This is a genomic window from Cerasicoccus arenae (assembly GCF_014651635.1).
In the GTDB taxonomy this organism is placed as follows: Bacteria; Verrucomicrobiota; Verrucomicrobiia; order Opitutales; family Cerasicoccaceae; genus Cerasicoccus; species Cerasicoccus arenae.
In genome coordinates, this window is record NZ_BMXG01000008.1 from 34,164 (window position 1) to 46,978 (window position 12,815).

3 protein-coding genes are annotated in these 12,815 nt (G+C 53.0%); 2 read left to right on the forward strand and 1 reads right to left on the reverse strand.

The window, feature by feature from the left end; translation table 11 throughout:
* Window positions 1-12: 12 nt before the first annotated feature.
* Complete coding sequence (locus tag IE065_RS07810; protein ID WP_194500014.1) at window positions 13-1,059, reverse strand: LacI family DNA-binding transcriptional regulator; 1,047 nt, start codon at window positions 1,057-1,059, stop codon at window positions 13-15.
* A 263-nt stretch (window positions 1,060-1,322) separates the two neighbouring features.
* Here IE065_RS07810 and IE065_RS07815 point away from each other — a divergent pair, with 263 nt between their 5' ends.
* Together IE065_RS07815 and IE065_RS07820 are read left to right on the forward strand one after the other, a co-directional pair.
* Window positions 1,323-9,770, forward strand: a complete 8,448-nt coding sequence (locus tag IE065_RS07815; RefSeq protein ID WP_189513619.1) for an alpha-amylase family glycosyl hydrolase — start codon at window positions 1,323-1,325, stop codon at window positions 9,768-9,770.
* Between the two features lie 2 nt (window positions 9,771-9,772).
* Window positions 9,773-12,793: an alpha-amylase family protein gene (locus IE065_RS07820; RefSeq protein ID WP_189513621.1), complete on the forward strand. Its 3,021-nt coding sequence runs from the start codon at window positions 9,773-9,775 to the stop codon at window positions 12,791-12,793.
* Window positions 12,794-12,815 lie beyond the last annotated feature (22 nt).

The following is a 12,815-nucleotide window of genomic DNA, read 5'->3' on the forward strand; positions in this document are numbered from 1 at the left end:
TTGAACCGAGCGTTAACGAATCTTGCGCACACTTGGCCCGTGAATCCAGGCACTTTCGATTTGTACCACTTGAGGATACTTCTGCGGGCCAAATTCATTCTTATATAACTGCCCCGCCACAAGGTCCACACCCGCACTGCCAACCACTCGATTGTTCTGGCGCATACCGGCGATATGCGGAATGCCGTCATGCCAATCCAAGTGCACTAGGCCCATGTCCGTCGGAAATGAGACACCCGTATCAAGCATGACATCGTAGAGCTCTGTCTTATTCGTGATGATCACATCAGGCTCATGCTGCTGAATCGCCGCGATAGTTTCCGGGAGATTCTCATCACGATAATTCACTGGCATGAGGAAATTCTCCGGCGACAAAAAACGCACCACACTTAGAAAACCGGCGCTGAACTTATCATCGAGTAATTTGTCGTCCTGTGTCGGCACCACAAGCAAGGGCCGCTTATAACCATATTCCAAAACCATCTGCGTCGCACGACGCGCAGTGAGGTATTGATCATTCGAGGCGCAGTTCAAATTGTCATTAAAATGCGTGACGCCGATTACCGCACAGGCAAAGTCATTCCAAAAGTCAGAGTAGTCATGTTGATGAATCGTTTTCTGGTCTAGTGAGGCAATGAGAATCAAGCCATGAATGCCCCGCGCTAGTAGGATCTGCTTTAGCCGTTGCGGACGGAGATCTGGCTGCTGGAGCCAGAATTCCTCAACTCCATAGCCCAATTGCTCAGATCGACGAAGGACTCCTTCGCGGAGACGACGGAATGTATGGTTCTTGCAGATGTCCTTTTCGGGCGAACAGTTAACCAGCCCAAGATTGGCGCGAAAGTTCGGCTGATGCCCAGCGCGCAGCTGAGTCATCAACGAATCAATCACTGGATTTCGGCGGTAGCCTAAGTCCTCGGCAATTTTAGCAATTCTCTTCCGAGTCACCTCGGGGATACGTGGATCTTTACGTAGGGCAAGCGAGACAGCTGATTTACTAACACCAGCAGCATCGGCGATATGTTGCATGTTGGGGCGCTTGGGGGGGGGGACGGCCATGTTCTACAGTTGAATACAACTTATGAAGAATCGCAAGTCTATGATAGAATTGGCGATTCGACTGTTGAATAGTCCAAATACAGCCCATTTGTGCGAAAATCAGGAATTCATCGTCCACTTAGACTCTCCTATGAAAAAGCATCTATCCCTATGCAGCTAGTCAACCGTCAAGCAAGGGGCCGCATTACCTAAGAACCAAATAGCGCTATACTACTTTATTAAAACACGAATCAGGCCTATATTAAATACAGCCCATTAGCCCCATGCCCCCCCCCCCCTTCACTATTGTGAATTCAGTTTTCCGCTGCATTCTCGCCTTGTTTTTAGCAGTCATAGCACTCAGCCGCTCAGCCTCGGGCGAAACCATGTTGCAATATTTCAACACGGACTGGGCCGAGATTACCAACAAAATGCCAGAATTGGCAGAAGCCGGGTATTCCTCTCTGTGGCTCCCCCCCCCAACCAAAGGAAGTGGCGGCTTGTCGGTTGGCTATGATTTGTGGGATCCCTTTGACTTGGGAGGCATCGATCAGCGCAACACCGTGCGCACCCGTTACGGAACGGAAGCTGAATTACTGGAGTTGGTCCGCACGGCGCATCGTTTCGGCATCCGCATCTATTTTGACAACATCATGAACCATCGGGCCTTCGATATCCCTGGTTACAACGAAAACACTCCGATCGACATCTACCCAGGCCTTGTTCCCGAAGACTTTCACCTGCGAACTACTCAGGAAGGATTTTACCGCAAATGGGACAATACCCGCGACTGGAATAGTGCATGGCAGGTCCAGAACCTCGGACTCGCCGACCTCATTGATATCGCCCAAGAGCCAGGAACGACTAATCAAAACTTCGGTGCCAGCGAGGGCAGCACTTTTCCAAAAATCAAAATCATCCGTGATCTAGATCGCCCCGAGCATTATGCTTACGACAAAGACGGCAATTACGTGGGCTTTGGCGGATTACTCTCCATAGCCGAAAGCTTACTCAACGACGAGGGTTCCCCCTCCCCCAGTCAGGAGGAAATCACCGCCCGCGCAAAACAATACCTTCAGGACAACGCGAACGTCTATGAGGAATACGTGCAGGACTACCTCAACCGTGCCGCACGTTGGCTGATCGACCGTACTAAGAGCGACGGGCTTCGCCTAGATGCCGTTAAGCACGTCCGTGCCGATTTTTTTGGTGCAACCTACGGAGAGGATAAAGACACCAATGACTACGGTTATTCCGGCCAAGTCCAACGCCAATTCAACCTTACCCGAGGCTTCAGCGACCCCAATCACCGCGACACCGTATTTGACACTGAGGCACCGCGTGACGACGCCATGCTCTTTGGCGAGCACCTCGGCGAACCTCCAGGTTACGGCCCGTATTTCGACTCAGGCATGCGCTTGGTCGACAACCCGCTCCGCCAACAACTCAACGATAGTCTAGGCAGCCCATGGAACGGCTTAAACGGTCTCGACGCACCGGGTGCCGGGGGGTTCGCACCGGGCTTAACCGTCATGCACGCGCAAAGTCATGACAATGACTACGCCTCCCGCCGTGAACTCCAACACGCCTTTTATTTCACCCGCGCAGGCCTAGGCTTGTTATACACCGACGGTAACTACCAGGCAGAAACCTTGGGTGAATCCGGCGGCGCGTTTCCCCGTCATGCCAATACTGCCTTCCTCGGCCAGTGGGACGACGCCCGCGTTCCCAACCTACTCCATATTCACGAGCAATTCGCCCGCGGCTACCAGCAGGGAAAATGGTCCGACGGCGACGTCGTTATCTACGAACGTGTTGATAAACGCGAAAACGGCGGCATGAGCGACGCCGACGGCGTGACGATGCTGTTCATGCTTAATGACGACTACTCCTCCGGCCATGGACGTAATTTCGGGACCAGCTTCCCCAGTACTGCGGGTGGCTCAGATGCCTACTTATACAACTACTCCACATACGGTGGTGGGTTCTACCAGTATGCTTCAAACATCGTCAACGGATCAACTGTCATCCCGGCCGGTGGCTACTTCATCTTTTCCTGGAAGAACCCAGACCCATCTGATCTCTGGTCGTCGTCTGGAGGACGCCCGATCACCATCTACCAGAACGACGAAGAAGTCAGCACGATCAATGTGCTTCGCCGTGACGGCCCAAATGGTGACGCAGATTTCTTTGGTGACACCTTGCCCGCTGAGACACGTCCAATCATTAGTAACGCCAACAACAGCGACTACGCCTACACCGCCACCCTCCCCCGCATCACCAACGGCAATGACTTGAAATTTGTCGCGCGTGTCGACGGTTCCGCGGAAAATGTGCTTTTTAAGCTGGACGGTGGCATTGATCTCAATGGCGCACGCCCAACCTCAACCAATGTCGGCCTACCCAACAACGATCCAGTCAACCGAGACAATCCACCCGCGTTATCTTGGGACATGTTACTTGGCTTTGAACAACCGACGTTCGTAGACCGTATTCACCCCGAGCTCTTTGCCGCAAAGGTCACGGGTACCCGTGACATCACTGGTTCGACCGGCGCGGAAACCTATTCCAAAGTCATCGGCGATCCCAGCTTTACAATCAATGAAGGAAGTGGCGCTCGCTACATCGACAGCAACACTGCCAGTTTCCTTTTCCACGACCCAGAAGTCACAGTAACAGGCGATGCTGCGGTAACGGAAAACATGTATAACAACGATGGCGGTAGCATCACCCTCTGGGCTAAAACCAACGCAGTCGGCGCTGGCTACCTCATGCATGTTTATTACACGACCGACGGTAGCCCCCCTGAAGGCGCAGCTGGAGAAGCTCATGGCGCAACGCAGGTCGCCGAGATGAATTACCAACACAACGACGACGGCGATGCAACTAATTGGTGGATGTCGGCCAGTATCCCTGCCCCGTCCAATGGCGAAACACTCCGCTATAAAATTTCCATATATAAAAACGGTGCCGCGAGCGTTTTCCCTGATGGCTCGGTGACCGTTGCACGCAAAACCAAAATGCTGACCGAATTCGCCATTGATAATTTTGACGCCACCACGGTTGAGTTTTACCCACACTACGACTACGCCACCGATCCTAGCGGCACGCCATTAATAACCACTGGGCTCGATGAAGGTTTCCACATGCTCCAAGCCCGTGCATTCCTCGACCGCTCTGGTCGCGCCTCGATTTACAACACCTTCAAGCAGACATTTTACTACGACAACGAACGCCCACAGGGCGAAGTCCGCTTCCCTGAAAACAATGGCGACACGGTCGGCGGCTCACGCTATGGATTAGTTATCCGCACCGACGCCACCGTCACTGAAGTCTGGTATCGTATCGAAGATTCCGACCCCTCCAACGACGACATTGAAACAGGCGGTAGCAATGGCAACGGCATTGGCTTTGAACCGTTTATCGACACCAACCAAAACGGCGTCCGCGACACTGGAGAAGCGTATGAGGATCTCAATAGCAATGACACTTGGGACAGCAATCTCGTCAATAATTGGGTACGCGCTTCCGAACTGACGCCTAGCTTATCAATTACACCTTCTGACCCAGCGTTCCGTAAGGAATGGCGCTTCGACTATGTCAACATTCCCTCAAGTGGTACGGCGGACATAAAAGTCCGGCTGCGAGAAATTTCATCTGCTGGCTATCAAGATTTTGCTCTAAATGACGTGAACGGGCACTACACAACTCTTGTGCGTAACGTAAACACTGCTGGCCCAGACGAACGCATGTTCATTGCCTTCCCATCAAGCGATGGTGAAATCGTAAGCGACGACTACGTCATGAAGGTCTACTTCTCCAAGTCACTTGCAGATGGACTCACTGAACAGCAACTCATTGACCGTTTCCTCATCAGAATTGGATCGACCGAAGATGGTGACGCAGGCGAGACTCAGAGCCGCGACAACTACATCATTCAATACAACGTCACAAATAACTACCACGCACTTACCTACGAACTGCCCAATCTTTACAACGACATTCCTGACTACGATCACAAGATCTCTGTCACACACGATCGGCCAGTACCCGCGATCGACTTCGAGTCGACCCGTATCGTGCGAGCTCTCCCCGTTACTACGCCTCGAGTGCTCATCGTGAATCCACCGGAGTTAGGCTCGGATGGACGGCCCTACGAAATTATTCTGCCGGATGTGCCATCGCCGTCCCCTGACCAGCGTCAATTCACGATTCAGGTGGCGACCAATGTCAACGCCACGGATGTTAGCTTGAGCTTTGTCAATCTGCGCGGCTCTAGTATCGGCACGCCGACCACCAGCATCGAGGGCAGTAGCAAACTGTGGAATTTCCTCTGGTCAGACATCGCCAAGGGCAGTTATCGCTTCACCGCAATCGTGAACTCGCCGGGTGGTGAAAACACTGCCGATCGCAATGCCACGATCATCTTCCTAGAGCTTGTGAGCGAGGATGAAATCGACAGCGACGACGACGATGATGGCCTTCGCGACAACGATGAGAACACCGCTCAATATTTGCCTAACCAAAGCCCAGACGGCGGCATCACACCCGCACCAAAGCCGAATCCAGAGCAATGGCTCAATGGCGAAGTCCATGTCTATTACGCTTATGGCCGCTCGAATCCGCTGTCACCGGATTCCGATGGCGACGGCTTACCCGACGGGCTCGAAGTTGGCTGGCGTAACGCGAGTAATCCGCCAACCGATCCGACTGCTGATACCAACGGTGACAGCTTCCCGAACTTCATCAGTGACATCGACCCTCCGTTCTACAACACGCTTGATAACTACGGTAATGTGCCCAACGTCGATAGCCAGAGCCAAGGCGGCGACCGGGCCAAGCAAGTTGCCGGCACGGTAACCGATCCATCCAATCCGGACTCCGATAGCGACGGTATACTTGACGGCGTTGAGGACGCCAACCGCAACGGCTGGGTTGATGGTGACGGCGAAAGCCTCCCCGCAGATTTCGATCCATACTTGGCCCGCGACTGGCCCAACGGTGTAATCGATCCAAGCGAAACTTGGCTCGAAACTGACCCAACCAATCAAGACACCGATGGCGATGGTGCCACTGATGGCTACGGCGAGGATAAAAACTTTAATGGCGTAATTGACGGCGACACCAACGGTAATCGTATCTATGACGCTGGTGAAATCTGGTTGGAAACAGACCCACTCAACAATGACACCGATGGTGACGGCCTGCCCGATGGCTGGGAAATAAACAACGGACTCGATCCACTGGTTAATGACACCGACTCATTGCGCACGGCAGCAATCGATGATGGCGATTCAGAACAAGGTGCAACAGGTGATCCTGATAACGACAATTTAACCAACCTACAGGAGTTGGTCAACGGCACACGTCCACTTGAAGATGACAATCTACCTCCGCCAGCAGCTAACTCGATTGCCATTGGCCCCGGAGATGACGGCAGTATCGGAAACACTAAGAATCTCAATGAGTTTACCGATTGGACGATCGACGATCTGCTTGTTTTGGATGAATATGATGGCAACGGAGCGAACAATCAGGGAACAGATATTTACAAGGCCTACGACGGCTTCGACAGTTCCCGCGACATTGTTGCGTTCTACTTCCGTGATGGTGGAGCGGACGGTAAAATTTATTTCCGCCTCGACCTTCAAGACCTACGGGCGCTAGCCGAAGAAGGTAATCTCGACACCTATATCGTCATTGATACTGGCAACACAAGTGTGGGCGAATCCGCCTTGCCGGATGAAATAGACACCCGCACTGAAATGAAATGGGAACTCGTCGTTGCGATTTACCAAACCGACAATGGCGCGGTTTACATTGATACCGACGCTGGCAACAACAGCACCGCAATTGGTGAAGACTTAAACGCACGGGGGGTCATCCGTCGCACGCAAAGCAGCGTAAATGGATTCCTCCGGGCCTACTTCAATGCTGAGCTCGATGCGGTCGAAGCGTCCATCAGCCGGCAAGCTCTCTTGGATGCAGGCTGGAGCGGCAATGCAGATGCGCTGAACTTCCAAGTCTACACAACACGCGACGGCACGAATAACTCACCGGAACCAGGCGCTGGAGACATCGGTGGCCGGAGCGACATCCGAGATTCCATTTACGACGACTTCATTGCTTCGTCCTACTTCCGTGACCAGAGCAGTATCGCGGGCTCTAAGAGCGTGCTCTACAGTTGGTTCAGCCGTAGCGGCTCCAACGATAGGGGCAAGCGCGCAAAGGTGGCGCTGATCACCCATGGTAATGAGCCCATTCGCTCCGCCAACGAAATCCAGGACCGCATCAACGACGATGCTGATGCTGGATATTATCGTTTAATCGACGCCCACGAGGCCTTCGGAGCACCTGTCAATCTGCACATTACGCCGACTCTCGCATCCGCAATCCAATGGGCAAAAGTAGATCCTGCACTCGGCAAGCTTTGGCGTGATGGTCCTACGCTGAATGACCGGATTGCCGGCTTATTGAGCGCCGGTGACGCCATGCTCTTTGGTACCACCTTTGCCGATCAGGTAACGCCTTACGCAACGCAAAACTTCACGGCAGATAGTGTTGAGTTGGCGAAAACGGTTCTCACGGAAATCTATGGTGCCGCACCTTCGAGCACAGTCTTCTGGCCAGCGGAACGCGTGGTCGACGACGCTGTTCTGAGCACCATCGAGAGCATGGGTTACACCCACACAGTCGTCGACCAGATGCGTCATTACTTCAAGTGGTTTGGCCGTACCAATGCGCTTGGCGAGGCAGGTTACCGGATCAATGAGGTCAACAATATCAAGCTAATGCCGATCCACGATTTTGCCAGCACCTTCCGCTTCCTCAATGAAGATAACGGCCTTAACATTTCACTACGAGAAGTGCTGAGCCGACGCGCACGTAGCGGCACGCAAGACCAGGTATTAAGCCTGCTCAGCGACTGGGGCGATTTCCGAAACATCGACAACGCCAACGGCTACGCAGTGAATCTGCGTTGGCTGGCTAACCGCCCATGGATTGAGTTGGTCACCCTCGACGGCGTGGCGAACGGCGAAATCGATCTCTCCCAGCCTGCCGACGGCCTCGGCGACAATTGGGGATCGGTCGGCCGTGGAAGCGGCGTAATCCTCCAGAAAGTCGCCAAGGACTTCATTGATCACGCCACTCAGGAAAACTATGACAACTGGTATTACGGTCAACCTGGCCGAGAAGAAGGATTGTCTAACAAAGTGTTTGAAATCCGCCCCGGAGTTAATCTGCCGGATACATTCGGCGAAGTAGGCGTCAACGGCCTTGCGGATGATGCTTGGGCCGGCGTAGATGCAATCTCGAATCCAAACAGTGGGCAAGGACACCTTGGACGCTCCACCGCGCACGCCGCGATGTTCGTCACAGCTTTCCACAATCAATCCAACTCAGACCTGAGCAAATTCAGCACGGGGGCATATATTTATCCGGATACGGACAATCAAACTCTCGCCGATTTCTCCAAACTTGCTCAGACTCAGATGCGATTTGCCGCGCTGTATAAGCGTGTTGATGATTGGGCGGACAGTCCGCCAGTTGGAGCTGTCGCCAGCGCCGAAGATATTGATCTGGATGGCGAAAACGAATACCTTCTCTATAACGCAACTGGATTCGCCGCCTTTGAAGCAATCGGTGGACGCTGTGTCGCTGCCTTTGTCCGCAATCCACTGACGGGGGCGGTGTACCAAGTGATTGGCGCACAACCCACTTACGCCGACAGCCAAACCGAAGAGGAAGGTGCTAACAACGTTAGCGGTGATGAAATCGGCGCACGGCGCACCTCCGCATTCAAGGATTGGTATGCCAATGGCAGCGGTGGCGGAACTAGCCAATACGTTAACGCGCTTTACAGCGTCTCTCCCAGCGGCGTAGACGGCTGGACCTTCACTGCACCCGGCGGACACATTGTAAAGACAGTTTCAATCGACGATTCGCTCGCGGTCATCCAGGCAGACTACAATCTGAGTGGCGACGTCAACAAGCTCTTCGTCCGCAACGGCCTTTCTCCAAATCTCTGGAACTTGATTAGCCGTGGACAGGATGATCTTGATAGTTTGGTTAATGACGTGGATAAAAGCCAAGCCTACCTCATCAATCGTAGCAGCGTTGAGCCTGTCACCGTTGTTCTTGAATACGATGCGGACGCCCAATTCGTCAGCACTGCCGTGGACGATGAACCTGGCGTGTTGGAATGGGACGCGATCAACCTGCGCAACCAGGCACTCGTCCAACAAACTGAGCTGACTAACCTCGACGGCCAGAGCAATTTCAGCATAAGTCTCAAACTCGAAACCGCCGCGACCGATTCCGATGGCGACTCCCTGCCCTCCTGGTGGGAACGAGATAATGGGTTGGACCCGGAAAGCGCAGTTGGATCCGATGGCAAAGATGGCAACCTCGACGGCGACTTGCTAACCAACGACGAGGAATACGTCCTTGGCTATAATCCGAATTTGGCCGATAATCACATGTTACCACAAGGCCAGATTGGCCAGACAGAAAGCGGTAATTCCACGATCACCTTCCCCATTCTCGCTGGCCGCACGTATCGCATCTGGTACTCTGACAACCTCGAAAATGGCTCATGGCAAGATGCAGGTGCCTTCAGCACCACCAGCGATAATCCAGCCCATACATGGATCGATGACGGAACCTTTACCGAGCCAGATCCACAATTGGTTGATCGACGTTTTTACCAGATAGAAATTACCCGGCCCTGATCATGAAGCACCTACCCAAAGCAATAATTGCCTTACTCGTATCCGCAACGATCGCACAAGCGGCTGGCTACCTCGAAGTGCGCGCTCCCGGCTACGACTTTCGCAGTGCCGAATACACAACGACTCATGTCTTTGTCGATGAGGTAGAAGGCGACACCGTTGATATTGAAATACTTTACACGTTGACTGGATTTTCGAACATCACCGACGTCGAAGTCTTCACCAATGTAAACCGCCGCGACCTTGCCCGAATTGATAAAAACAGCGATGGCTATGCAGACGGCATTCAGCTACTCGACGGCAATACAATCACAGATTCGCCAGCAGACACCGACACGGCAACGGGGCACTACTATGCACCGCTCAATATGACAGACGCCGATTTCAACGGGATCTGGGAGCTAACCATTCCCGCCGCCAAGACCGGAGCCTATCGCTTGACCGCACGCTTCAAGACTTCTGACTCAATTGCCGAAAACAGTTTCAATCCCAATAACTGGATCTGGTATGGCCTGCGCGACCATGCTGTTGTAGTCTCGCCGACAGATGCGCGTGAAATCCGGCTCTATGAGATCAATGTCTTTAACATCGAAGCTTCGGGAGACGCTTTCGCTGATCGTTCCACCCTTGAAGATCTGCACAATGCTGCCGGGGCTGCACACAACAGCAGCAACCGTTGGGATCTCACTTACCTGAAAAACCTTGGAATGAACTGGCTATGGTTTCAGCCAATCCACCCCAATGGTATTGATGGGCGCGAACCCAACGACGGCTGGGGCGGAAGCGGCGACCCTTATGACCCCGGTAGTCCCTACGCTGTGAAGAATTTCTTCGAGGTCAACGAGCTGATGAGCATTAACTACAATGGCAGTAACACGTCCGCGCAAAACCGAGCAGAATCAATGACAGCATTCCAAAACTTCGTGGCCGCTGCCGATACGGAAGAAGTCGGGGTTATGCTCGATGCCCCGTTTAACCACACAGCCTTTGACGTCGAACTCGCACAGGCAGGCATTGATCTTTTTCAGCCGGATGGACAATCCTGGTCGCCAACCGATGAAATCCGCAATCGCGACGCTCGTTTTTTCTCACTCGATGGCAATTACGGCAATCGCGCTTCAAGTGCTGCCAATATTGCTCCCGGCCCTGATCGCTTTGATTTCGGCAAATGGAATGACGTGAAGGATGTTTTCTTTGGCCGCTACGATGCACTGGTGGAATATGATTCCGAGCCCGAGCGCTCCAGCTATACGAGCGAGGGTGATTGGCTTGATACTAGCGATAGCGACTGGACCAGCAACGACTTTACTCAGAACGGTACATCCTGGAACTTGACGCGACGTGTTTGGGATTACTTCGCCGAGTATGCCCTCTTCTGGTTGACCCAAACGGGCTACCCGGAAGGCACGCCTACCAGCGAAGAGACTCGTTTAATCGGCATCGACGGACTACGCTGTGACTTCGGTCAGGGCCTGCCTCCACGCGCTTGGGAATATATTATCAATGTGGCCCGCTCGCGCAAATGGAACTTCGTCATGATGAGCGAATCACTCGACGGCGGCGCAGTAACCTATCGCTCAAACCGCCACTTCGACATTCTCAACGAAAACATCACCTTCAGCCTCAATTCGGCGAACGACAAGAGCGCCTTCCGCAGCATCTTTGACAATCGCCGGACTGCTTATGGGCAGGGATTAGTCTTACTTAACAACACCTCGCACGACGAAGCCACGCCCAGCGATCCGTGGGAGGCCGTAGTCCGCACTGCCGCCGTGGGCATGATGGATGGCACAAGCATGATCTTTCCCGGCCAAGAGCTTGGTATTGCTGGAACCTACGGCTACACGCACTACGAACTGAACTTCGGAAAGTCTATTCCGCATTTCAAACGATGGAACTCCATGATGCCGATTTGGAATGATGGTAATTTCGGAAACGATCAGTTGTATCCCGTTTATTCCGGCATTCAAACCGCTCGCAAAAACAGCCCAGCACTCACGAGTTCCAACCGATGGTTCCTTGATGGCGACGGCAATAACACCAAAATATTTGCTGCAGCCAAATACGAAACTACCAATGCCTCTCCTGCCTACAGCGACGTCGTGTTGGGCTTCGTCAATGTGGATCGTAACAACACCCACAGCGACAACTTCAAGGTCCCCACAGCATTAGCGGCGCTACTTGGACTCCAGGACGATCGCACCTACAACGTGAAAAACATCGCAGCCTACACTGCGCAACAAGCCGATCGACGCGAGCTTTGGCAGTGGGGCAGCGGCATTACAGGCGCTGACTTGAAGGCATCCGGCTTCTTCGTCCAGTTAAACAAAGTGCCCACCGATAATCCCACTTGGAGTACCGCGCCTTACGAAGCCCAATACCTGAAAGTTTACGACGTCACCCCCCCCCCCGCTCCCACACAACCGGTCGTTTCAACTGGCAAAACTTACGTAATCGGCAACCAAGTAATCTTTGCTTGGAGCGACTCGCCGACAAACACAGCAGACGACAATGTCACCTCTTATAAGCTCGTTATCAAACGCGTCGGTAGCGACGAAACGGTTTACGATCAGAATGTGGGCGATGTCACCGAATATGAATATACCGGCAGCTATGGAGACCAGCTCTACAGCTTTGTCATTCCCATCAGTTCGGCTGGGATCGAAGGTGCGAGTAGTGTCGCTAGCGAATCCGTCACACTGCTTGATCCCGATGGCGACGCTGACGGAGACGGCCAATCAAATGCAAATGAAGACATCGCTGGTCAGAATCCATTCAATGCTAGTTCTGTCTTCAAGATCATTGAGGCCACAACCAACGAAACGGATCAATACACAATCTGCTGGGTAAGCGTCTCTGGCGTAACTTATCGAATTGAATCCAGCACATTGCTTAGTATTTCTTCCTGGAGCACTGAAGAAAGCGGCATCGTTGGAACTGGTGAAACGGTTTGCTGGACTGACCCAGTTCCAATCAGCGGTTGGCCACTCACCTATAAATTTTTCCGCGTTTCAACCGACTGATTATCGGCACGAATTTCCATAA